This window comes from Gemmatimonadaceae bacterium, from assembly GCA_030647905.1.
In the GTDB taxonomy this organism is placed as follows: domain Bacteria; phylum Gemmatimonadota; class Gemmatimonadetes; order Gemmatimonadales; family Gemmatimonadaceae; genus UBA4720.
Genome location: JAUSJA010000026.1, coordinates 389693 through 412077, shown reverse-complemented (window position 1 = coordinate 412077; position 22385 = coordinate 389693). Strand labels below are relative to the sequence as shown.

20 protein-coding genes are annotated in these 22385 nt (G+C 62.3%); 7 read left to right on the top strand and 13 right to left on the bottom strand.

Going from position 1 to position 22385, the window contains the following annotated elements; translation table 11 throughout:
- Positions 1-369: 369 nt before the first annotated feature.
- A complete protein-coding gene (locus tag Q7S20_08135; protein MDO8501798.1) occupies positions 370-2703 on the top strand; it encodes a DUF5916 domain-containing protein in 2334 nt (777 codons plus the stop codon).
- On the opposite strand, the gene Q7S20_08130 is transcribed toward Q7S20_08135, so the two are convergent.
- Both Q7S20_08130 and Q7S20_08125 read right to left on the bottom strand, forming a co-directional pair.
- On the bottom strand, positions 2685-3224 hold the full coding sequence (locus tag Q7S20_08130) for a DUF4230 domain-containing protein (protein MDO8501797.1): 540 nt from the start codon (positions 3222-3224) through the stop codon (positions 2685-2687). The genes Q7S20_08135 and Q7S20_08130 overlap by 19 nt on opposite strands.
- Before the next feature lie 174 nt (positions 3225-3398).
- A complete protein-coding gene (locus Q7S20_08125; protein MDO8501796.1) occupies positions 3399-4673 on the bottom strand; it encodes a M20/M25/M40 family metallo-hydrolase in 1275 nt (424 codons plus the stop codon).
- Between the two features lie 57 nt (positions 4674-4730).
- Between Q7S20_08125 and Q7S20_08120 the strand changes: the two genes are divergently transcribed.
- Positions 4731-5732 carry a serine hydrolase domain-containing protein gene (locus Q7S20_08120; GenBank protein MDO8501795.1) on the top strand — a complete coding sequence of 334 codons (1002 nt, stop codon included), beginning with the start codon at positions 4731-4733 and terminating at the stop codon, positions 5730-5732.
- A 372-nt stretch (positions 5733-6104) separates the two neighbouring features.
- On the top strand, positions 6105-6512 hold the full coding sequence (locus Q7S20_08115) for a PLP-dependent transferase (protein ID MDO8501794.1): 408 nt from the start codon (positions 6105-6107) through the stop codon (positions 6510-6512).
- A gap of 98 nt (positions 6513-6610) precedes the next feature.
- Here the strand turns inward: Q7S20_08115 and Q7S20_08110 are convergent, their stop codons facing one another.
- The 4 genes from Q7S20_08110 to Q7S20_08095 form a co-directional block, all read right to left on the bottom strand.
- Positions 6611-7843: an ATP-binding protein gene (locus Q7S20_08110; GenBank protein MDO8501793.1), complete on the bottom strand. Its 1233-nt coding sequence runs from the start codon at positions 7841-7843 to the stop codon at positions 6611-6613.
- Between the two features lie 200 nt (positions 7844-8043).
- Positions 8044-8364, bottom strand: a complete 321-nt coding sequence (locus tag Q7S20_08105; protein ID MDO8501792.1) for a type II toxin-antitoxin system PemK/MazF family toxin — start codon at positions 8362-8364, stop codon at positions 8044-8046.
- Positions 8361-8693 carry a hypothetical protein gene (locus Q7S20_08100; GenBank protein MDO8501791.1) on the bottom strand — a complete coding sequence of 111 codons (333 nt, stop codon included), beginning with the start codon at positions 8691-8693 and terminating at the stop codon, positions 8361-8363. The genes Q7S20_08105 and Q7S20_08100 overlap by 4 nt, the downstream gene beginning before the upstream one ends.
- 177 nt (positions 8694-8870) lie before the next feature.
- On the bottom strand, positions 8871-10142 hold the full coding sequence (locus Q7S20_08095; GenBank protein MDO8501790.1) for an AAA family ATPase: 1272 nt from the start codon (positions 10140-10142) through the stop codon (positions 8871-8873).
- A 167-nt stretch (positions 10143-10309) separates the two neighbouring features.
- Here Q7S20_08095 and Q7S20_08090 point away from each other — a divergent pair, with 167 nt between their 5' ends.
- Positions 10310-11683, top strand: a complete 1374-nt coding sequence (locus tag Q7S20_08090) for a transposase (GenBank protein MDO8501789.1) — start codon at positions 10310-10312, stop codon at positions 11681-11683.
- A 223-nt stretch (positions 11684-11906) separates the two neighbouring features.
- On the opposite strand, the gene Q7S20_08085 is transcribed toward Q7S20_08090, so the two are convergent.
- The gene (locus Q7S20_08085; GenBank protein MDO8501788.1) at positions 11907-12887 is read right to left on the bottom strand and encodes a hypothetical protein; all 981 of its coding nucleotides are present in this window, start codon (positions 12885-12887) and stop codon (positions 11907-11909) included.
- 1176 nt (positions 12888-14063) lie between these two features.
- Here Q7S20_08085 and Q7S20_08080 point away from each other — a divergent pair.
- Positions 14064-14702, top strand: a complete 639-nt coding sequence (locus Q7S20_08080) for a hypothetical protein (protein ID MDO8501787.1) — start codon at positions 14064-14066, stop codon at positions 14700-14702.
- A gap of 241 nt (positions 14703-14943) precedes the next feature.
- Here Q7S20_08080 and Q7S20_08075 read toward each other — a convergent pair whose 3' ends face one another.
- From Q7S20_08075 to Q7S20_08065, 3 genes are all read right to left on the bottom strand, one after another.
- Complete coding sequence (locus Q7S20_08075) at positions 14944-15516, bottom strand: hypothetical protein (protein ID MDO8501786.1); 573 nt, start codon at positions 15514-15516, stop codon at positions 14944-14946.
- Entirely contained in the window at positions 15513-15755 is a 243-nt protein-coding gene (locus Q7S20_08070) for a hypothetical protein (protein MDO8501785.1), read from the bottom strand. The genes Q7S20_08075 and Q7S20_08070 overlap by 4 nt, the downstream gene beginning before the upstream one ends.
- A gap of 193 nt (positions 15756-15948) precedes the next feature.
- Entirely contained in the window at positions 15949-17346 is a 1398-nt protein-coding gene (locus Q7S20_08065) for a hypothetical protein (GenBank protein MDO8501784.1), read from the bottom strand.
- Positions 17347-17542: 196 nt separating this feature from the next.
- Here Q7S20_08065 and Q7S20_08060 point away from each other — a divergent pair, with 196 nt between their 5' ends.
- A complete protein-coding gene (locus Q7S20_08060; GenBank protein ID MDO8501783.1) occupies positions 17543-18238 on the top strand; it encodes a prolipoprotein diacylglyceryl transferase in 696 nt (231 codons plus the stop codon).
- Positions 18239-18397: 159 nt separating this feature from the next.
- Here Q7S20_08060 and Q7S20_08055 read toward each other — a convergent pair whose 3' ends face one another.
- The 3 genes from Q7S20_08055 to Q7S20_08045 all read right to left on the bottom strand — a co-directional run bounded on the left by Q7S20_08055 (position 18398) and on the right by Q7S20_08045 (position 21240).
- Entirely contained in the window at positions 18398-19243 is an 846-nt protein-coding gene (locus tag Q7S20_08055) for a hypothetical protein (protein ID MDO8501782.1), read from the bottom strand.
- Positions 19244-19682: 439 nt separating this feature from the next.
- Positions 19683-20666 carry a hypothetical protein gene (locus Q7S20_08050; GenBank protein MDO8501781.1) on the bottom strand — a complete coding sequence of 328 codons (984 nt, stop codon included), beginning with the start codon at positions 20664-20666 and terminating at the stop codon, positions 19683-19685.
- A gap of 136 nt (positions 20667-20802) precedes the next feature.
- Positions 20803-21240, bottom strand: a complete 438-nt coding sequence (locus Q7S20_08045; protein ID MDO8501780.1) for a hypothetical protein — start codon at positions 21238-21240, stop codon at positions 20803-20805.
- A 430-nt stretch (positions 21241-21670) separates the two neighbouring features.
- Between Q7S20_08045 and Q7S20_08040 the strand changes: the two genes are divergently transcribed.
- Positions 21671-22093, top strand: coding sequence for a hypothetical protein (locus Q7S20_08040; protein MDO8501779.1), 423 nt, complete (start codon positions 21671-21673; stop codon positions 22091-22093).
- The last annotated feature ends 292 nt before the right edge of the window (positions 22094-22385 follow it).

Sequence of the window (22385 nt, the reverse complement as noted above, 5' to 3'; positions counted from 1 at the left end):
ACAAGAGCCCCCGCGATCAGGTTTCCCTTCACACGGAGGCTCCCGCTTTCGCTGGCGAATCCCGGAGCCGGTTCGTTTATCTGTGCGATTACACAGTCGGTCGGTACTCTTCCCCCTCGTCGGACGGCCAACTCAGGTGTCCCGGAGATCCCGGGTCTTCAATTGTGGCCAGCTACCTCACAATCTGCACAGTGGCTTCGAACTTCCGCTGCACTGCCCTCCGTCAGCGTCCCAAGGGAAGGCCCCGTTCACGGTTGTTTCCGTCCTGTGAACGCAAACGAAATCTGGAGTGCCGGAGCCCTTCGAATCATCGGGAATTCCCTGAATTCCTGTGCGGGTTTCTCGCACTGAGATGTAGATTCTATTTCCATGCTCCTGACCGCCCTGCTGACAGTAGCGCTGCTCTCCGATTCGGGAGCCATTTACGACGGCCGCGCGAACCATCTCCAGGTGGATATACCGCGGATTGACTCCACTGTGACCGTGGACGGCGTACTCGATGAGTCTGCCTGGTCACACGCCGCGCGACTCACTGGCTTCTCTCAGTACCAGCCGGTAGACGGCCGGCCGGCAGAAGAGCCGACGGAAGTACTCGTGTGGTACTCCGCCGACGCCATCTATTTCGGAATTCGTGCCCGCGAGATCCATGGCACCGTCGTGCGCGCGACACGTGCCAACCGCGACGACATCGCGAGCGAGGATCACATTCAGATTCTCCTCGATACCGAGAACGGCCGCCAGCTCGCGTTCCTCTTCGGAGTGAACGCGCTCGGCGTTCAGCAGGACGGTACGCGCAGCGCCCAGTTCGCCGGTGGCGCTGGCGGAGCGTCGGCGACTGGTGGCGGATTCCGCAACATCAATCCGCTCGAAGGCACGGTGGATCTCAATCCCGACTACGTGTTCGAATCGAAAGGCCGGCTTGTCCCCGGTGGCTACGAAGTCGAGATACGCATTCCGTTCAAGAGTCTCAGATATCAGGACACGCAGGTTCAGACGTGGGGCCTCCACATTCTCCGGCGAATCCAGCACTCCGGCTATCAGGACACGTGGGCACCTGCGATTCGCGCCAATGCAAACTTTCTCGCGCAATCCGGCATTCTCGAAGGTTTACACGACATGAAACGCGGTCTCGTCCTTGAGGCCACGCCGACGATGACCGCACGCGTGGACGGCAGTCCGGGCGCTGGCTCCGGCCGTGACTACCGCGGCCAGAGCGAAGTCGGGGCCGACGTGAAATGGGGTCTGAGACAGAACCTGACTCTCAACGCCACGCTCAATCCCGACTTCTCACAGGTCGAAGCCGACGTCGGCCAGGTTCTTCTGAACGAGCGCTTCGCTCTCTTCTATCCTGAGAAGCGCCCGTTCTTCCTCGACGGGCTCGAGCTGTTCGACACGCCGAACCAGCTCATCTACACGCGCCGCATCGCCGCCCCCACCGGTGGCCTCAAGCTCGCCGGGAAACTCGCCAGCATGAATGTCGCTGCCATGATGGTGCAGGACGATCGTGAAAATTCGTGGAGCGGCTCGGACCATCCGCTGTTCGGCATCGCGCGACTGCGCCGCGATTTCGGCCGGAACTACACTCTCGGATCGGTGCTGACCGCGCGCGAGGACGGCGACGATTATTCGCGTCTCGCCGGCGCGGATTTCCGGTTCTATCACTCCAAGCTGTACTTCGTCCAGCTTCAGGCGGCACAGTCATGGACCGACAGCCTCGGCACCAGCAGCAATGGCTCGCTTCTCCAGGCGGATTGGGATCGCACCGGGCGCGCATGGGGATTTCACTACACTCTGCGCGGCGTAGAGCCCGATTTCGGCGCCGCCGCCGGCTTCGTCAACCGCACCGGTGTTGTCGAAGCGAGAGTCTTCAACCGGTTGAGCTTCTACGGCGCAAAGGGCGCTCTCGTCCAGACCTACGGCACGTTCATCGGATTACAGCGCACATGGGCCTACATCGCGCGACGCCCGCTTATCGAAACCAGCGAGTCTATCACACCGAGCGCAACGCTGCGCGGAGGGTGGCAGCTGAGCGGGGCTGTCACGCGCAGCTCGTTTGCGTACACTCCCGCGAATTACAGCGGCTACAGCATTCTCCGTCCGCGCAGTGCCGCGACAGACACCATCGGGTTCACGGTGCCAAGCATCGAGCGGGATCAGCTCGGTGGATCGTTCCGCGTAACGACACCCACTCTTCGCTTCGTGAGCGCGACGGCAAGCATCACGCGGGGCAGCACGCCGATCTTCCGCGAAGCCGCTCCCGGTCGCAGCACAAGATTGGATGGCGCAATCGATCTCCGGCCCACGACTGCGCTCCGCAGCTCGATCCAGTTCTCGCGCCTCGTGCTCGATCGCTCGAATGACGACTCACGTTTCTCAACCGAGGCCATTCCGCGCATCAAGATGGAATACCAGATGACGCCGTCCATCTTCTTCCGGCTCGTCGGTCAGTACGCGGCCAGATCGCGGTCATCCCTCGAAGACCGGTACGGAAATTCCATTCTCGTCAACGGAGTGCGCGACACGGGGGGCACGAGCAATGAGCTCTCCATGGACTGGCTCTTCAGCTATCGCCCGATGCCCGGCACACTCGTTTACCTCGGCTACGGCTCGACGATGGAGGAGCCACGCGAGTTCCGTTTCCAGGATCTGCAGCGGACACGCGACGGATTCTTTGGAAAGGTGAGCTACCTGTTCAGATTCTGAACGTGGTCCACGAAGGGCCCCGCCGGTGTTCCACGGGTCGTGACATCAACCGTATACCCGTCTCTCGCCAGGAGCATGCGAAGCATCTGCGTCGCGCTTTGGTTTGCGTGACGCAGGAGGTCTATCTGCCGGCCCGACACGGTGAGCTGCGCTCTCACCTGGCGCTGGATCGCATCCCTGTCGGAAGGACGGAACGGATTCCACAGTCCGCCACTCTCGTCATACGTCTTCATGTCCGTGATTTCCACGCCCAGCAGTTTCGCCGGCGGTATCCGGATGGATATTCGCCGCGCGCCATGGTCTATGGCGATGTCCGGCTTGTCGGCGAGATCTATCCCCGCGAGTAGCCGTCCCGTCACGACAACGAGTGACCGCTTCGTGGATCCGTACCACGTATTCTCGTAGACCACCACGTCCCGAATCGTTGCTTCAGTCGAAACGAGCCTGGCGACAGCCTGCATCTGCTGAATGACGACGTCCTGCGTCACTCGCGTTTCGTTGCCTCTGAGGCGCTTTGGCATGATACGGCTTCCGCAGTAGCCGACGCCAATAACGAGGAGCAACAGCGCCGCGAGAACGACAGCGCTTCCGCTGATTAGTGGCCGGCGATTTTCTGCTGGCGGACGATTTGCTGGGTCTGGTGCGGAAGCCATACCTCAATATATGGCTCGGCCGGTTCGTGGCGTCCGCTGCGTCTACTTCCTTACTCCCGCCAACGCCGTCACGATGAGCGCCGCCCACTGCGGTCCCAGGTATCCTGTCGCGGTGTCGTCGTAATCCTCGGCGAGTGAGTGAGAGCCCCTCCCTCGCCCGCCGCCGTCAATTGTGATTGCCGGAATGCCCATGCTTATAGGAAGATTCGCGTCCGTGCTCGATGCGCCGGTCGGCTCGCTGAACCCGAGCGCTTTTCCTGCGGCGAGCGCGGTCCGCACGATGACGGCATCATCTGACTGAGCACCCGTGGGTCGGATACCCATCGTGTCAACTGTGACCGCGAGCCGTCCGCGCTGACCCGGCCAGCGCGTATTCTCCTCGACCAGCGCGGTGTCAATCGCGCCGCGGATCTGCGTGTCGATCTTACCAAGCTCTTCCGATGATTCGGAGCGCATGTCCACTTCCATCACACCTGTCTCGGAGATGCTGTTGACCGATGTCCCGCCCGAGACCATTCCGACATTGAACGTCGTTCGCGGACGAGCGGGCACCTGGAGATCGGAGATCTTCGCGATCGCGCGGCCGAGGGCATGGATCGGATTCGGAATTCCAAACGCGCCGTAGCTGTGACCGCCCGGACCCCTGTACGTGACACGATAGCGATGGCTTCCCACGGCTCGGCTCGTGACGCCGAGCCCGGCGCCGTCAACCGAGATGAAGTAGTCAATCTTCCCCGGGAATTCCTTCATGAGGAGATGTCGCACCCCGCGGAGATTGCCGGGTCCCTCTTCGCCGACGTTGCCGACGAACATGATCGTGCCATCGGTTTCGACGCCGGCCACACTGAGCGCCTTCGCGACCTGGAGTACAACCGCGAGCCCGCGACAGTTGTCAGCGATGCCCGGGCCTTTCATCAGAGTACCTTGCCGCGTCACCTTCACGCCCGTGCCTTCCGGGAAGACGGTGTCGAGATGCCCGGCGATCATCACCGTCGGTCCTTTCCCCTTGCCAGGACGCGTGGCGATGACGTTCCCTTCGGTGTCAATGCGCACGTCCTTGAAGCCCAGCGTCTCGAACCTTCGCTTGTACTCGGCGGCTCGCATTGCCTCCTTGAACGGAGGCGCCGCGATCTCGCAGATGGACGCCTGCTGATCGAGCGTCCATGCGTTATCGGCGCGGATCCCGGCGAGCGCTGCGGCGACCTTGGGATGATTACTGGGAATCGCGAGCGATTGTGCAGTGGCGCCGACGGATACTGTCGAGACTGCGGCAAGCGTCAGGACGGAGATGCGGAGAGTTCTCAAGATGGAAACCATGCGGGTGTGGGTGGTGGGAACGGCAATCTCGCGCAAATTTCCGGCGCAGGCAACTTCATGATACACAACGTTCATTCGATAACAGACGAGATTGATGCGCTGATGCGCGACTACGACGACGCGGTGCCTGGCGCGTCGTTGCTCGTCATCCATGACGGTGCCACGGTCGTGCGGCGCTCGTGGGGACTCTCGAATGTCGAGGAGCGCGTCGCCGCGACTCCGGAGACGAACTACCGCCTCGCGTCGGTCACTAAGCAGTTCACCGCTGCTGCAATTCTGATTCTTGTGCAGGACGGCAAGCTGCGCCTCGATGATCGCGTCTCGAAGTGGCTTCCGTCGCTTCCCGCGGCGACAGGCTCCGTCACGATCCAACATCTGCTCACGCATACGTCCGGCATCGTTGATTACGAGGACGTGATCCCGGCCGGCACTACGGCACAGCTTCACGACGCCGACGTGCTGCGGCTGCTCGAATCGCAGGACACCACGTACTTCGCGCCGGGTACGGCTTATCGATACAGCAACAGCGGTTACGCGTTGCTCGCCCTCATCGTGGAGCGCGCGTCCGGGCAGAGCTTCGCATCGTTTCTAAAGAGCAGGATCTTCGGCCCGCTCGGGATGAGTGGCACTGTGGCGTTCGAGAGTGGAACCTCGGCCGTTGAACGGCGCGCGTTCGGATACACGGAGAGGGGCGGCGCGTGGACACGAAAGGATCAGAGTATCACGAGCGCGGTGCTCGGTGACGGTGGCATTTATGCGTCGGTTGACGATCTCGCAAAATGGGACGCGGCCCTGTATGACTCCCGCCTGTTGAGCAACGAATCGCGCCAACTCGCGTTTACTCCGCACACCGCAACCGATGAGCCGGACGTGAAGTACGGATTCGGCTGGCGAATTACGGGCGAGACGCTGTGGCACTCCGGGGAAACGAGCGGATTCCGGAATGTCATCGTGCGATTCCCGGCCAGACGGCTGACCGTGGTGCTTCTCACCAACCGGGACGATCCCGAGCCCTATCGAACGGCACTGGCGATAGCTCGCTCGATCCCCATCCGCTGAAGAAGCTGCCTTTCGCTAAGTCAGCGGATTGACCGGCACCTCTGCGGCACCATCGTCAGCTCAGCGCGGATTCGATATCGGAGTAGTCCGGCTCCGGTATTTCCGCATAGACCGAATTCGACAGGTACCGCTCGCCGAAATCGCAGATGATAGAGACGATGAGCTTGCCCGCGCTCTCAGGGCGCCGATGCGGTTGAGGCGAATGAGCGGGGTGTTACCCACTGTGGCCGTGATGTCGGGGTGGATGCGCTGGGTGGTCATTGGGGGACAGGGGGTGGTGGTCGTGTCCCCGAATTTGCTTCAAGAAGCCGGCCGATGGGAGACGTGTGGCTCCTGGATTGACTCCGCCATCCGTTGCTTGGAGCTTTGCGCATGGCAATCGCTCCCGATGATATCAGGATCTGCCTTGAGGACCATCCGGCCGGTGCGCCAGGTGCCGACTCGATGGCCACCCCGATCGTACAGACGTCCCTGTTCGCGTTCCCGAATTACGACGCTCTCCTTGCCGCCGGCGCGAAGGAGAATCGCAACAACGTCTATACGCGGGGTCAGAATCCCACTGTAGAAGTACTGGAGAGAAAGCTCGCCGCGCTCGAGCAGGGCGAGGCGTGCAAAGCCTTCGGATCAGGAATGGCGGCGGTGAGTGCGGTGATTATGGGGTTGCTCAGCGCCGGCGATCACCGCCCCGGTGGCAGCGGCTGCTACCGGTCGTTCGAGGCCTTCGGTTTACCAGGCAGTTCGAGACTTACAAGAAGCCGGAATTCTAATTCCGCTTTCTGACGGAAAGAGAAATCAATCCTGGGAAGCTGCGGGCTTGCTGGATCTTGTTGCAGGCCTCGAGGCAGGAGAACGTCCGGCCTGATCGCGGCTGGGATTCGTCACAGCACTTTCCACCACGGTGCCGCGACGATGCCCTGCGCGGCTTGAAACGTTTCGTCACCACCGTGCAGTAACAGTCCGCCTGTTGCTGTCTTCTTGTATTCGGAAATGAAATGGCGAAGATGCTTCCAGTCGTCGTACGTCGGACGCGTCGTCGCTTTCACTTCGACCGCGAGCAGTTTTCCGTCGCGTTCTATCACGAAATCCACTTCGCGGTTTTCCTCATCGCGCCAGTACATCAGAGAAGGCCGTCTCGCATCGAGTGCGGCCCATGCACGAAGATCGGTGAACACCAGAGTCTCGAGATGTACTCCGCCTGGTTGCGCATCACCACTTAGGTGAAGGGCGAGGCCTGAGTCGTTCCAATAGTACTTGGGGCGTTTTCTGAGGCGCGTCGACCGGCGTGCCGTGAACGCCGGAAGCTGGAGAAGCTGATAGCTCACGTCCAGCAGGTCGAGCCACCTGCGTAGAGTTCGCGCGACAAGGCCGAGCTCGGCTGCGACTGCGGAGGCGTTGACCGGAGTACCGGTGCGTAGAGCGAACGCCTGCATCGCCCTTCGGAATGCGATGAGATCGTCCACCGCGCTCAGCTCTCTCAGGTCTCGTTCGAGGTACGTCGCAATGTACCCGTCGAACCAGTTGCCGCGCGTTGCGGTGTCGAGACGAAGCGCAGGATACGGGAATCCACCGCGCCGCGCTGCCGCCTGCCAATCCTGCTTTGTCGCCGTTGACCCGGAGAGCTTGGCGACCCATTCCGTCTGAGGGTTATTGAAGAAGGTGTCCCACCTGCCGGTGCTTGCGTCTCCCAGCAATTCGCGACGCGTCATCGGCTCGAGCGTGACGTATGCGGCGCGCCCCGCGAGGGACTCGCTCACCTGCTTCATTAGAAGAAGATTGGCCGATCCGGTCAGAACAAACCTGCCTGGTGTTCGCTGCTGTTCCCGGTCAACTGCCGCCTTTACGGCGATGAGTAGTTCGGGAACTCGTTGAACCTCATCGATGACCATCTTCGGAGCGCGGGCAACGAACGCCGTGGGATCGTTCTGCGCTTCCGTTCGGGTCGCGATGTCGTCGAGAGTGAAGATTTTATGGTCGGCAAGCGGCACCTCTGAGTTGAGGAGACGGCTCTTTCCAGTTTGTCGGGCGCCCGTCAGCACTACCACAGGCAGTACGCCAAGTAGTTCCGCGATTCGATTCGAGGCTGCTCTGGGGTGGTAATCAGCGGGCTTCATGTCTTGTCCTATTATTTGCTGGCCGACGGGGGGGCAGGTCTGACGACTAACAGTTTACGTCCGTAAAACGGACATAACAAGTCCGTAAAACGGACATGGAATGGCCGTACAACGGACTGTGTGCCCTAAGTCGCGTTGTGACTTGATTTTACGCCCTATTGACGCTTGGCTGCTGTTGCCCGGTCTGAGAAGCGCCCAACCTATTCCCCGTACATCTCGGTGATGAGTCGCCGCAGCGCTCGTGCGTCGTCGTCGGACAGTGTCCCTACCTTGTTGCCGAGACGAGCCTTGCTGATCGTTCGGATCTGATCCACCGCGATCTCGGCGTGCCGTCGGCCGACGCGAACGCCGAGGCGTGTGCGCCACGCCGGATGAAGCTGCGTCGTGAGGGGACAGACGGTGATGGTCTGCAGGCGTTCGTTGAGCGCGTCGAGGCTCACGATCACTACTGGACGGGTCTTCGCCATCTCGGAGCCTTGCGTGGGATCGAGCGACGCCCAGCGAACCTCATAGCGCTTCACTTCTTGCGGGGATGTCGACGCGCTTTGTAATTCGCCTTCTTCTCAGCTACGCGAAGCGGGCGTTCGGGCTCCCAAGGGGTCTCCTCCAGCCCGTCGCCAGCGGTCGCATCCCACGCGTCCCAGTTCTCGGCTTCTGCGGCCATCTCCCCCGCGGTATCCTCCCAGGATAGCTTGGGATTCGCAGGACCTGGCGGACGGAGGAGGATTCCATCGCTCCGCTCTTCCATAACCAATGAGGTACCGACTCGATAGCGTTCGAGAGTCGCGGCGGGGATGCGGACGCCCCGGGAATTGCCGATGCGGGCAACCTTGAGTTCGACGGGCTTCATGTAATAACTGTAATTACATGGTCGTTGACTGTCAATTGCATCGGCTCATCACACCAGCATGTCATCAAGAAACTCCGACGCCGGCTCGATGCTCGTGACGAGCAACTGATCTCGTGCAGACGTGCAAGGCTGTCGGTGAAGGTGTCGGCGATGCGGAACTCCATGTCGGGGTTTCGGCTAGGGGACAAACGTTGGCATCGCCCGACGCATGAACTCGTCGAACAGAGGAACAGTGAACGCCATGTCGCCATGCGCTGGACTGTACACCATTCCCTTCTTGATCAGCTTTGCACGAACGGGCCCGAGGCTCGTGACTTTTACTCCCAGCTTATCAGCAATGTCACTTGTTCGGTGAGCTCCCGGTCCGAGCTCAGCGACCGCTCGCAGAAAACGTTTTTCGCTGGGAGTCAACCGGTCGAAGCGGACGCGAAAGAAGTTCTGGTCCAGCCTTTCAATCACTGTCGGAGTCGCCTTTCTAACGACTTCCAGAGTGATGGTGTTGGTGGGAGCCTGATTCCACGATTGGTATCCCCATTCCTGTAGGAAATAGGGGTAGCCTTTCGTCAACCGAAATACTTCGTTGAGTGCATCTGGCTCGAAAACGACGCCGGCGGCGAGAGCCGGCTCGCGCAACGCCTTTGCTGCGTCCTCCTCCGACAAGGCGCCGACTTCCGGGAAGCTGAAGAGTCGTTCGGCATAGGACTTCGACTCGCCGGCGAGACCCCGAAGGATGGGCAGACCGGCGCCCAGCAACACCACGGGAAGCTGGCGCTGTTGCACCTTGTGCATCGCCATGATCAGGGCGCCGAGTTCCTTCTCTGTGAAATACTGAACCTCATCAATGAGCACAGCCACTGCACTCTTCCTCTCCTCAGCGGCTTCGCCAAGAGCGACGAACAGGTTGGGCAGATCGATTCCCAGGTCCCCGCTGTCGGCCGAACCCTGCTCGGGATCGATGTCCAAGCCGACCTCGATGTCCGCGTAGATGACTTTGAGGCCGCCGAGAAAACTGCGCAGCACACGGAGCCCGCGTTTTGCCTTGTCCCCCGCGCCGGCAATACGGTCGAGGTCGTACAGAACTCTTCGCAGATACGGGGCAAGCAGTGGCCCGAGCGGCTTGTTCTCATGCGCTTCGATGACGATGGTGCGGTAGCCGGCAGCGCTCGCTTGCCGCTCGATCTCGTTGAGCAGGACTGTCTTGCCCACTCCCCGCAGGCCGGTCAGCAGCAGACTTTTCTCCGGCCGTTTCTGTTTGATCCTGCCGAGGAGAATCCGCGCCTGCTCGAGCAAAGGATCTCGTCCTGTTCTTCGGCTTGTCGAACGGGCGAGACTTCTGTCGAGGGGTGCATCCCCGCGTACGCGGGGGAGACCTATTTTAAGCCTTTGATAGAGAGGCTTAACGCCAGCTTCTGCTGCGAGCGGACCGACGAGTACTTCGCCCTGCGACAATCCATGGTCCGCTCGGCAGCAGCAAGCACAGTTAGGCCCGCAAGGGGTACCCATCGTCCCGAGTGTTCACAGGACGTTGCGTCAGAATAGCCTGCGGCGCAATACGATGGTGACCGCCCGCGTGCCGGTCGCCCGTATGCTCGGCGCTCCACGGTCTGGGAGCGCGCATGGGGCACGAGGCGCCAGCGGCCCTCGGCGTCTACAAGCCCCGGCGTCCGCAGGCGTCGCCGTTGTTTCGGTTGGTTTCGGAGCATGTGCACCGCCTGCAGACGGTGTACGACGAGCGCTTCGCGCGCGAGTACGGCCCGTGGCGCCCCGTGGTCGGGCAGGTCGCCGACAAGTTCCTCGCCTGCGGCGTGCTCGAGCACGGCTTCGCGCGCATTCGGTGTGACGACTGCACGCACGAGTACCTGCTCGCCTTCTCGTGCAAGTGTCGGTACTTCTGCCCCAGCTGCCACGCGAAGCGACTCGCGATCTGGGAGCAATGGCTCGACACCACGCTGCTCGCGCCCGTGCCGCACCGGCAAGTGGTCCTCACGATCCCGAAGCGGCTCCGCGCGTACTGCCTCTACCGCCGACGTCTCCTCGGGGAGATCGCCCGCGTGGCCGCGCGCACCCTCACGGCCGCGATCCGCACGCTGACGGGCGAGCGCGATCTCGCGGTGGAGATCGCGGTGGGGATCGTGGCGTGCCTGCAGACCCATGGCTCGCGTGCCAACTGGCATCCGCACCTCCACCTGCTCGTCACCGACGGCGGCTTCCGGCCCGACGGCACGTTCGTGTCGTGGCCGGTCCATGACACGGCGCGTCTCACGGAGGCCTTCCGCCGCGCCGTGCTCCGGCTGTTCGTGCGTTTGGAGCTCTTCGACGAGGACCAAGCCGCGGGGATGCTCACGTGGCCGCACTCGGGGTTCCATGTCCACACCGCCGTCTGGATCCCGGAGGATGATCGGGCGTTTGCGACCCGGCTTGCGCGGTACTGCGCACGGAACCCCGTGGCCCTGGAGCGGCTGACGTATGACCGCGCGGCGAAGGTCGTGACCTACCGCTCCGACAAGTCGGAGGGACCCACCGCCGGCACCGAGACCGCCGACCCGCTAGAGTTTCTCGCGCGACTGCTGACCCACATCCCCGACAAGGGGCAGGTGACCACGCGGTACTACGGGTGGTACGCCAATCGACCGCGCGGCATGCGGCGCCTGGCGGAGCCCGCCCCCGCCGATGCGCCCGTGCCGATCGTGACCCCGATCGTGGCCCCGCCGCGGCTCGCTCCCACCGAGGCGACGCACCGGTGGGCGGCGTTGCTGCAACAGATCTTCGAGGTCGACCCGCTGGCGTGCCCGACGTGCCACCGGACCATGCGGATCGTCGCGTTCATCACGCAGACCGCGGTGATCGACCAGATCCTGACGCACCTCCGCACCCGTGCCGCCGCCGAGGCGCGGCCCGGCGCGCGGAGTCCGCCCTCGACCGGCGCGTCAGTCGCTCGTGGCGCGCGTCGACGACCGATCGCGAGCTCCGCGCCCCACCACGCCCCCTGAACGTCCCCCCGCGCGCGCCGGCTTACGAGCGGGGGCGTTCGTCGTGCGCGGCGGCCCCGAATCGGGCCTGCGCCAGGGCAGCGACCCGGCGGCGCGGCGGACCGGACGCGCCGCGAGCCGGGCAGACGGGCGAATAGCTCCGCACGGACCACCTGCGGCGGCGTAGCGTGGCGTGCGATACTTCGACATCCCCGATTGAAATTCCTATTTCCTGAATGACTTATCAGCATCCCGCCAGGGCAAACGCTTCTACCTCGATGGTTTGTCCCTCATCCACTGTGCAGGCAAGAAACAGAGCGTCACCTATGATGTCCGCGGCGACGGCTTTGCACCCTGACAGCGGTGCATATCTCACTTCCACTGAACCATCACTCCGAAGTACTTCCACCGTGCCATCATTGTAATGGGCTATGACTCGCTGACCTTTGAGCGTAGCTGACGACAGATCATCTGCCTCCCACACTATACCGATGTTGCGATTCACGAGCATAGCATGCTCGACCATGGCTGGCTGGATGAGAACCATATCATCATGGGCACCCAGCATGACATGACCCACGCGTTGTGTCGCGCAGTCAAGCCTTTGGGATATGCATCCACGTATCGCGACGTCGGGGCCAACCGAGTCAACTGAAAACCACTGCAGGCTGCCGTCTTCCTCCAAGACGACGACTCCCTCTCCATTTCTCTGCACCGCACTTCCGCGCCACGGCCGGATTGGACTCGCCTGCCACTTCGGGAACATATCCCTGTCCAGGATCACGGGCTCACCGTCCAGGCGCGTGGCGATGGTTCCTCGCTCGCGAGTAGTATCTCCCGGCTGTGGTATCTCCGACCCTTGAAGGACCTGGTCATATCCCCATCGATAGTAGTTCCGGCCTACCATGAAATACCGTAAGTCGGCATCACATCCTATCGGACTATCGCACCAGAGTTGAGTCGCCCGTTTCCGCTCAAGCTCGTAGAGCCATATGCAATACAAGCCGACATCATCACCGTAGTTGTGTATGAACATGACGGCGTCGCCGGAAGGTGAGAAGCGGATGCCGTACGGAGTTGACTTGTCAGCGTCAAGGTGGCACATCCAGACCTCGCTGCCGGTAACATCCATCAAATGGAGTCCAGTTTTCGCAAAGAAGGCAAAGTGCTTCCCGTCCGGGCACGCCGTCAACAAGTTGACGTTTCCAGCACCTTCCATGATCACTGACGGCTGCTGGTTCTCTGCGCAAAGTGACAATGCACTGCCATTCCAGAGTACTGCCCGGTGCCCGTTGCCTGAGATTACCCCGGAATTCGTCTTCATGCTTCTTCCCATCGACGGAACAGGAGCCGGGGACATTGCCAGTGCGGTCTGGCGGAGGGATCAACACTGCACGTTGCCCTGTCGAGATGATGCGTCACACGCTGTCGCGGCAAGGCGTCTTCTGCACGACACGCCTCGAGTAGGTCGGTGCGTGTCACGACGAAACCGGCCGTGCGGCTGCCGCGCGAAGCCTTGGTCGTTGGTCGGCGGTTTCTCCCGCGGCACGCGTGCCGCCGTTCGTTGCACAATTCCACCCAAGCGCAGTTCTTCGCGATCCTGGTGCTGCGGCAGTTCCTGCAGATGGATTTCCACGCGCCTTCACGACGGTGCTCGCCGAATGGGGCGAACTCGCCGTCGGGCGCGCCTTCCCCGCGTCGTGATCCCGTTCGATCGGCGGGGCAGCGGGCGCCGCCGGCCCGTACGCCCCCTTGCCGGGCGCTGCGCGAACACACACCTGCGCCGCGGGCGCGGGAGATCAGGTTCCGCGTCCTCACGCACAACCAGATGATCATCTGTTGGTGCCTTGTGCCACGTCTCAACTGAACCGGTCCAGGTCTCAACTTCTCCAAAATGAACAACCAACGCTTCACTCCAGCCATTAAGCGCTCGAGGCTGCAAGTGCAGCTACAACTCAACACGCCGTTTGAGCAACACACCGCCTCGAGCTACCCTGACGGTCTTTGATGGACAAGAGGGCGAACTGCGTACAGGTATCCGCGCCGCAGAGGGTCGCCAACAACGCAATGGCCAGCACGTCGATGTCACCGAACACTGAAATGCGGCCACTGACAAACACTTGAAAAGCGGCAGATAGTCAAAGAAGGTTGGCCTGGGAGTGGCCCCGCGCGCAAGCGCGGGGCGTGACGGCGACGAGGCCCCCGCAGAGCGGGGGCGGCGCGCTCCGCGCTGGGGCGAAGGCGACTGAGCCCGCACCGCGCAACGGGATTTCATAATGCGTAGCCCTGGCCGTCGGGATTAGTTGACGGTACCCTCGAATGGGTAGATATTGCAACTGAGAGAAACTGGGATTGCGACGGGGGTGCGATGTCCAGAAGTGGACTGTGGTTGGCGCCTTTGATGATAACGATGGTCTGGGTCTCGACCGCGGCAGCGCAGTCGACTGAGTCTGGCCTGAAGACGGGACGCGCGTACGTCGGCGGGAACCTCGCGTTCACGGGTTTCAATGGCGAATGGCTGGTCGCCCACGGGGCAGGCTCTGGCTCTCGTGAGGGCAATTATGACCTGACGAGCTCCATCGCCGTCGGCGCCGCTCTGGGCGTCCGGGTCCACCGCGGTGAGCTTGAGATCGCGTACTCGCGCGCCAGCCACGACGCGACGCTTACCAACGCCACGGGCTCTGGCCACCAAGTCACTGTCCAACGCGTCGGCTTGGACACCCGTTTCTTCCTCCGCCGAAACGGCCAGGCTCACCCGTACATCCTCTTGGCTTTTGGCGGCCAATGGCACGAGCCAACGGCGGGTGATTTCACCGGCACGCCCTTGCTCGACGAGTCGAAACTCACGATGTCGTTCGGTACCGGTGGCGGCCTGGTGCTCGACGTAGCCCCGCGCGTCTCGATCGTCGGTGGCGTGTCGCGGCGTTGGGAATGGGGAAGCGTCACCACGATTCACGTCAGCGGGACCGCGCCGTCCAGCACGAAAGAAATCACGGGTACCGCGACGGACATCGTGGTGGCCACCCGATTCCATTTCTGAGACAGCTCTGCCTTGTATCGTCGGCGCCTGCTCGGCGAGATCGCCCGGGTGGCCGGCCCGCACGGTCACCGCTGCGATCCGTACGCTCACGGGCGAGCGTCACCTCGCTGTGCGGATCGTCGTTTGCCCGCAAACGCACGGCTCGTGCGTCGAACAGCCCCGACCAGTGAGCTGGGGGTGCGCGGGGCGGCGTTCAGGAACCTCAGGGCGCGTGGAGCTGGCCTGATCTGCGGTCATCCGATCAGCGAGCATCCACGACGCCAGGCAGCATTCTCTTCAGGGCACCCCGCAAGTCTTCAGCAGCAGAAGCGCTGTCCTTGTGATCAAACGCGGACCATTCCGGGCCGCCGAGGATCGCACCGAGATTGACGGTGCCTTTACCCACACGGACGGAGACACGGAATGGCTTCCTGGCTGCAACACTGAACCCGGTGACGGATGTCCAGGGAATCGAGAGCTCTGCGCGAGATTGCTGATCTCCGAGTTCCTTGTCCGCGTTCTGCAGGAACAGTTGCTCCAGCGTCAACGCTCGTCTGTGCAAGGACCTCTGGACAAACTGGACCGCTGGGGAGACCACCACGACAATAAACAGGAAAGTGGGGACAAGTCCGGCGAATTGGCCTCGGCTGGCCATCCAGAGTACGAGAGCAATTTGAACCGCGGCTAACAGCAGCGATGCGACGATGACGGCGTAGCTTCGCAGGATTCGAATGTGACTCGGCCCCCGGGCGTCCAGGAAGAGGATCCCTCGCTGCGGGAGAAGCCCCCACTTGAACGTCGACCAATAGACCGTACTACTCGGGCTCTCGCTCATGACTTCCTCCTGCCGCGGCCGATCAAGCGCCGAACGAAATCGGCAACGACACTGCCAAGCACCACGAAGAAGGCTCCGAGAGCTGCCCCGATAAGACGCTCTGTTGCCGTGAGATAGCCCTCGTGGCCGGGTCTCGGCCAGATCATGAAGAAGAAGACGACACCAGCAACCAGTCCAAGCGCAGGGCCAATGCCCTTCACGATGAATGATGCGACGACCCGACCTCCCATCTCTCGCATGGCACCCTCCGTTCGGTGTGAGCAGCCTTGCGCCCGGCAACAGGCGTGGCGTGAATACGAGGTCAACTGCGCGCCGTTGCCCGGCATTCATCTCAATTTCATGTGTTGAGGATCTTGAACTCCCGCTCCGAAAGACCTCGGGCGAGGTGTTCTTCTGCTTCTATTCATTTCAGCTTCGGCAGGCGGATGCTCGCTATCGCATCCGATAAACGTGGCACTCAAGGTGGGAGTTGACCTCGATTGAGCAAGCGGCCGGTTGACCGGCGGGTTTCGCTGGTTTGCAGATACCGTCATCCCAAAAGGGACAGCCCCCGCCCAACCGTGAGCCGATCTCCCTCCCGCGCGCGTCCCAGCACTTGCCTTTGCAGAACCAGAGCAACTCAATCTTCCCGCCGCCGGAACCAGTGGCTCTGCCGTACAACTTCATCTCGTCGGCAGATTTCTGGGCGTGGCAAATGGAGCAGTACGCCTGTTCCGGCGGCCCGCAGAGGTCCTTGTGGGCCTCCACAAACCGGGCGACATTCTGCTCAAGAGTCGAGTCGTGTTCGCAGGCGCCGCGCTCCAATGCCCGCCGCAGAGCTTGCGCGGAGTGCGGATGCCCGATGGCAAGCAGCGCGGAGATGCGGGTGCCGTCAAAGTACTCGGCGGCGGCGAGCTTTTTGACCAGGCGCTGGACAACGGAGGCGAGCATCAAATCGTCGAACTCGGCACTTCTCTTTCTGATGCGTCCCAAGGCGCTGTAATTCTTCTTCTGACAGAAGAGGATGACAGCGTCACGCGAGGGAAACTCCTCCTGGACTCGATCGAACTCATCGGAGGTGAGGAGGCCGGACTGAAACAGCGCCTCGGCCATGGCCGGGGCCGCGGGCCGCAGGTCCGGGAACGGGCTGAAGTCGCTGCGCGCGACCGCAAAGAGGAGTTGGTCCTCCGGCGTCTGCGGCGACCAACCGGCCGTGACGAGAACCGAAGCGGCCTCCTGCCGGTCCCAACCCTTCGCGCTGCGCAACTGGGCGGCGAGCGCCTCACAGAGGCCGGCCGACGCCTGGGTCAAGATCTCGGGGCGTGTTCGCGCGAGACTCTTCAAGTGGGACACCGCACGCTTTTGCCGCTGTTCCGCGCCGCTGCCGAGTTCGTCGGTCAAGATGGGGAGCGCGCGGGAGACATCCCAGCGGACCAAGAGGTCCAGGGCGTCCTTGCTGGTGTCCCCGTCCGCGCTCTTGCACAGCTCAACGACCAGCGCGAGCGATGCCGGAGTTTCTATCGCGCGCAGCGCCTTGAGCGCCTCATTCCGCATGTAGCTCGAACGGCTCACCGCGCTGTCAAAAGCGTCTTTCAGCGCTTCGAGTTCGAGGGAGCGGAAAACCGAAAGCGCCAGGTCTCTTTCGCCAGTGTGGGTCTCGCTCTCCCCCAATGCAATCGTTAACTCCCGTAACGCCCGCGGAGTTCCCATGCGTGCGAGCGCTTCGGCGGCTTTGCGCCGCAACGCGGCTTGCTTGTGACGGAGCAGCTTGCCTATCCAAACGGCATCCTGCTGTTGTTCACGCTGTGCGATGGTCCTTTCGCTCGGCCCAAACAAATCTAACCAGCCCATGATGCGCCGACTCCCTTCGATCGGTGAAACGCCCGTCCCCAGCGATACCGCGCCACCCTCCGCGTCAACCGCCGGAGCAAGTTGGTCGTGCGGCTACTTGGCCGCGGCCACCGTGACCAGCTCGATGCCGCCCTTCTTGCCGAGGTTCCCACTGTACTTCTTACAGGATAGGAATTTGAATCGCGGTTGTGCAAGTATGGCGCGACACTTCACGCCGCGCCACCAGCCCGTCTGCAGTCAGCCCGTGTGTAGTCCGTGTGCAGTCCACGTGGGGTCTGTCGCCCGTCTGTCGCCCGCCTGCCCGCGTCGCGGGTCGGCCGGTCGGCCCCGCGACGGGTCGTCGTTGCCGCGCGGGGACTCGATTCCGGACGAGCGGGCACGCCGCGCGGCCCCGGCTGGTGCGCCGGGGGGTGCGGGGCAACATTCAGCACCCTCAGGGCGCGGGGAGGGGCGCGGCGTTCGCGGTCGGTCGGCGCCGTGCGCCAGGAGTGTCACGCGCCATGGTGTTGCGTCGCAGGCCATTCTGACGCAACGTCCGTGTGCGGGCCTACTGTTGACTGCTCTGTCGTGCTGCGCCCTGGCTTCGGCCGCGAGGGCGCAGGCTCCCCCTGGCGTAGTGAAGCCGGCTCAGCTCTATGAGGCGTTCGCCAAATTCCTGATCTTCCTCCTGGTCATCAACGTTCGGCGATTCCGAAAGACCTCGGGCGAGGTGTTCTTCTGCTTTCTTGTGGTCTACGCCGTCGTCCGATCCGCTCTCGAGACTCTCCGAGGCGACCCCGGCCACCTGTGGCTTCTGACCACCGCCCAGTTTCTCAGTATCCAGATGGGCACGATCGCGTTGATCTGGTGGGTCGTGCGCCGGCGCGCGGCGAAGTCAGGTGTGAGCCCGTAGCGACGCTCATCCTCACACGCCGAATTCGGATGGATCTTCTCCATCTCGTCATTCCGGCGTACGCCGGAATCCATCCCTGTGGGGTCGGGTCACATTCTTGGTGAGAACCCGCGAAGGCCCCCGAAATGTGACCCGACCCCTATCCTCTCGCACGCTGCTCTACTTGAACAAGATTCCGGCGAGGTCGTCCATCAGCCGATCCATTGCGGCGGCGATCTCTTGCGTCGTGAGCGCCCCGCGGTTTGCGAGCCACTCTTTGGTCGAGTGACCGCGCGACTTGTAGTTCACGGTCCCGGACTGGTCGACGTAGGGCATCACGATCGCCACAATCTTCTGTGTAAGAGCCGCAAGTTGCGTGAGCTTGGCGACATCGGGTTGCTTGTTGTAGACCGGGAAGTACGGCTTCAGCTGATTTATCTCCTCCACGATCTTCCTGATCTCTGGGGCGCGCTTATCGGTCTCGGCGATATTCTCACCGGTCGTGACTGACACTGCCAGGAGCGCCGTGATGGCAGGCCGTTCACCGATGAATAAGAAAGACAAGGAGATGGCGACCACCCGATCCGACGGGCGGAACGCCGCAGGCTCTTCCCCTTCCCATGTCACCGGCAGGAAGACCGTTTCGCAGGAGGTCCGAGGTTTGATGACCTGCTCTGCCCGCGCCAGCAGCAACTGCCGCAAATCGACCGGGTCGAGCACCGCCCCGATGGCCGTCTTGAATTCGGGCGTGACATCGTCGAATCGCGGGGGGTCAACGAGGCGGATGATAATGCCGACGAGGCCCGGGCCGGAGACACCGCTCGACCCGCTGTGCTTGTAGACACCGGCCGCGTTGGGGCTCTTCACTGGGGACGCCGCGATCACGATCCGCTGCCCCGCCCCGCACGACAACACGGATAGCGGCTTTGGAGTCGCAGTCTGCCCGATGGCCGTTGCAGCGAGCGCTGCGATGCCACCGACGACGCAGATCAGTCCCTGGGCGACGGCGACGGCAACCTTTCGCATGGAACCTCCACAGAAGGAATTTGAATCACCTGTCGGGTCCATTCCCCGCCGCTTGCGGCGACAGTATCAACGAGGGTTCGGGCAGTGATACCCCGCCCCTTGGGGCGGTGTGGTTCATTCGCGGTTGTGCAAGTATGGCGCGACACTTCACGCCGCGCCACCAGCCCGTGTGCAGTCCCGTGTGCAGCCCGTGTGCAGTCCACGTGGGGTCTGTCGCCCGTCTGTCGCCCGCCTGCCCGCGTCGCGGGTCGGCCGGTCGGCCCCGCGACGGGTTGTCGTTGCCGCGCGGGGACTCGATTCCGGACGAGCGGGCACACCGCGCGGCTCCGGCTGGTAAGCCGGGGGGCGCCGGGCAACATTCAGCACCCTCAGGGCGCGTGGAACTACACCATCCGACCGCGCGGCAAGAAACATCGAGTCAATTGCTGTTGCGTAGGCCCTATTTCGTCGGCCCTCGGCAGGGCCGTGGCTGATACCCCATCATGGTTGACAGCACCCCCAAGTCCTCCGCATAGGAGGTGATGTCTTTGGCGGTGACTCCGGGAAGTATCCCCAGCCAGTGGCCGCCCTCGGGAACGACAGCCAGCTGGTGCCGTGGGTCTGTCGCCGCCGCCTGTTCTGAGAGAACCTGGAGTCGCTCCATGCGCGTGCGCAGCTCCTGGAGCCTCTCCTCCGGGACAGGGCAGAAATACGGGGCGCCCCTCTCGGTGGCTTCGACGGACCAGCCCGCAAACGTCTGCCACGACGAGCGGATGGAGCCGCTGCCGATCGCCATGGTCTGCCTGTAACTCCTCCTTTGCTCGGCACATGTCGCGAAAATCAGCGCTCGCCAGAAGTGCGCGACACCCACGAGCCTCCAAGCATCTTCGTCGGTCTTGTCTTGATCGGCCAGTTTCTCGCCCTCATTGGAACATCTGCTCCATCTCGCGAAGCAGATGCCGAGAGGCGTTTGCGGGTCCTGTAATGCAGCGTACGCGTTGCCGAACGCCTCAACGAACACCTCATCGAACGCGCACCTCGCAGGATCGATGAGTCGCAGGAACCAACTCATCCGAGAGATCTCGGGCTGTCCGCAGGCGGCGTCATACATCTCGCGACGAGTGAAGTCCGTTCGCGAGGCCAACGCCTGCAGTTTCCGAGTCGTGTCTCGCGCTCTAATGTTGTCGCGGATCAGATCTCCCAACACAAGAACCGCCAGCCCGGCAATGACGGTGAGTGCGCCAAACAGCAGTACCGTCGCGAGGCCGGAGCGATAGACCTCCGTGCCAACCCAAACCAGAGCGGCAACGGCTAGGGCAAGCGCAACAATCCACCAGAGGACCCACTCTTGGGCGGTGGCCGCGTAGATACTCCTGATGTCGGCGGCCAACTGGTTGATCCTACTGTCGTCCTTGTCTGTGCTGCCCGCGTTGATCATCGGCACGTGCCTCCTCGCGACAATCCATCAGGTCTCTGCCCAACCGAACGTTTGTGCTTACCCGCCGGCCCACGATACCACCGCCCGGTCAGGTCGAGCGTGGTGTTGGACCTTTCGGCCAGAAAGCAGACCGGTGGTAGGACTACTGAAGGACGGTGCACCTCGTCCGTAGAATCTCACACACCGAATCCCAGCTCGTAAGGGCGGAACTGGGGGCGTAGCGCCGCTTCGGGAACTGCATCTCCGTGGTCCCGCCGCCTGCTGCGTGGAAGGTGATGAAGTTGTTCAGGAGTCCTCGCCTGAATCGTACGGAGAGCTGGTCGTACGGGAAATGGAGAACTCCGACAACTTCCGTTGCCCGAAGCTGAGCCTTGTGCTCAACGAAGTGAACGGCAATCGGGGTGAGCACCATGATGTAGCGCTTCACGAAGAAGAGACTGGCCAAGCCAAGCGTCGCAGCGGCAAGGTAGAAACTCGCTCCGAACGAGGCGCAGGTGAAAAGACCCTCTGTGGTATCCTCAGGCGAGAGGTGCGCACGCGCCACCTCCAGCATGTGCTGTTCGGTCCACCAGTCATTCATGATGTTCTCCTACTGACGGCCAGAGGCGTCGATGACGTGTAGCGGGATAGTTGGCATGAAGCGACGACACCCCGCGCGGGCTGGTTGCCCGGCGTGCAGCGTCGTGCCATACTTGCATAACCGTGATTGAACCTTGACTTTGCGTGAGTTTCGGTTGGTCGGTGCTTGCGAGCTCGACGCGGTCGAGGAGAAGGAAATCAGGAATGGCGGAGAATCGAGTCCGGAACGAACTTCAACCCTGGGGTGATTTTCATTCCGGTCGGCATTCGTCGTTCATTGCGTCGTCTTCGCCTCGCTCGTGCTGAATAGCTCAGCGCCCAATGAACACAACTCACGCAGGATTAGGGACGTACGGACCATGAAGAACGTCAATACAACGCGGCGCTTCGGCATCATTCAGAGGTTTCACACAACCACTACGAGGACCACAATGAGGATCACGACCGTTGCCGTTGCATTGCTCCTCTACCTGTCGCCTTCACTGGCACGAGCGCAGAGTTGCCGCACCTCGGCCGTTCCCCGCGACCCGCATCCAGCCGGGGCTGAGTCCCTCGTCAGGATCGCCGGCGATTTTCACCTGAATGAAAAGCAAACCAAGAAGATTACTCTCGAGGCCGGCAAGGCCTACTGGTTCGCGGCAAACGGATGCCCGCGGATGGGCAACATTCAAATCTCGATTCTGGACAGTGCTGGAACGGTTCTCAAGCGCAGCGAAAAATACGACCCCGCGCTCTGCTTGGTCGCCAAGACCAGCGGCGAATATACGCTACAAGTGAAGGCTTCGTCGCTGATCGGGTCGAACAGTTGGGGTAGCATCGACGCCGACTTCTCTGCCTCGGGTTGCAAGAACTGACGGGCAAGACTCGGGCGGCCAGCCCCGAGGCGGCGTCCCGGCGACGGCGCGCGAATGCGCGTGTCGCCGGGACGCCGCCTCCTGCGGTGGAACACGCAGGCACGCCACACGAGGAGTTACGGCAACTGGGCACGGGCGATGGCCGATCTCCCCTATTCTCAGGTATCTCATCGGCACAATAGAGATGGGTTGATTACAGTCGCGACCATTCGGCGTATAGTGTTGAAAACAGCGGAAAAGTCGGGAGGATGATCACACCGCACCGCGCCATGCGTGTGCCCCTGCCTGATCT

Bases quoted from the DNA above. Each gene is read 5' to 3' on its own strand.
- Q7S20_08135 (MDO8501798.1), top strand. From the start codon at position 370: ATGCTCCTGACCGCCCTGCTGACAGTAGCGCTGCTCTCCGATTCGGGA.
- Q7S20_08130 (MDO8501797.1), bottom strand. From the start codon at position 3,224: ATGCCAAAGCGCCTCAGAGGCAACGAAACGCGAGTGACGCAGGACGTC.
- Q7S20_08125 (MDO8501796.1), bottom strand. From the start codon at position 4,673: ATGGTTTCCATCTTGAGAACTCTCCGCATCTCCGTCCTGACGCTTGCC.
- Q7S20_08120 (MDO8501795.1), top strand. From the start codon at position 4,731: ATGATACACAACGTTCATTCGATAACAGACGAGATTGATGCGCTGATG.
- Q7S20_08115 (MDO8501794.1), top strand. From the start codon at position 6,105: ATGGCAATCGCTCCCGATGATATCAGGATCTGCCTTGAGGACCATCCG.
- Q7S20_08110 (MDO8501793.1), bottom strand. From the start codon at position 7,843: ATGAAGCCCGCTGATTACCACCCCAGAGCAGCCTCGAATCGAATCGCG.
- Q7S20_08100 (MDO8501791.1), bottom strand. From the start codon at position 8,693: ATGAAGCCCGTCGAACTCAAGGTTGCCCGCATCGGCAATTCCCGGGGC.
- Q7S20_08090 (MDO8501789.1), top strand. From the start codon at position 10,310: ATGGGGCACGAGGCGCCAGCGGCCCTCGGCGTCTACAAGCCCCGGCGT.
- Q7S20_08080 (MDO8501787.1), top strand. From the start codon at position 14,064: ATGATAACGATGGTCTGGGTCTCGACCGCGGCAGCGCAGTCGACTGAG.
- Q7S20_08075 (MDO8501786.1), bottom strand. From the start codon at position 15,516: ATGAGCGAGAGCCCGAGTAGTACGGTCTATTGGTCGACGTTCAAGTGG.
- Q7S20_08070 (MDO8501785.1), bottom strand. From the start codon at position 15,755: ATGCGAGAGATGGGAGGTCGGGTCGTCGCATCATTCATCGTGAAGGGC.
- Q7S20_08065 (MDO8501784.1), bottom strand. From the start codon at position 17,346: ATGGGCTGGTTAGATTTGTTTGGGCCGAGCGAAAGGACCATCGCACAG.
- Q7S20_08060 (MDO8501783.1), top strand. From the start codon at position 17,543: ATGGCGCGACACTTCACGCCGCGCCACCAGCCCGTCTGCAGTCAGCCC.
- Q7S20_08055 (MDO8501782.1), bottom strand. From the start codon at position 19,243: ATGCGAAAGGTTGCCGTCGCCGTCGCCCAGGGACTGATCTGCGTCGTC.
- Q7S20_08045 (MDO8501780.1), bottom strand. From the start codon at position 21,240: ATGAATGACTGGTGGACCGAACAGCACATGCTGGAGGTGGCGCGTGCG.
- Q7S20_08040 (MDO8501779.1), top strand. From the start codon at position 21,671: ATGAGGATCACGACCGTTGCCGTTGCATTGCTCCTCTACCTGTCGCCT.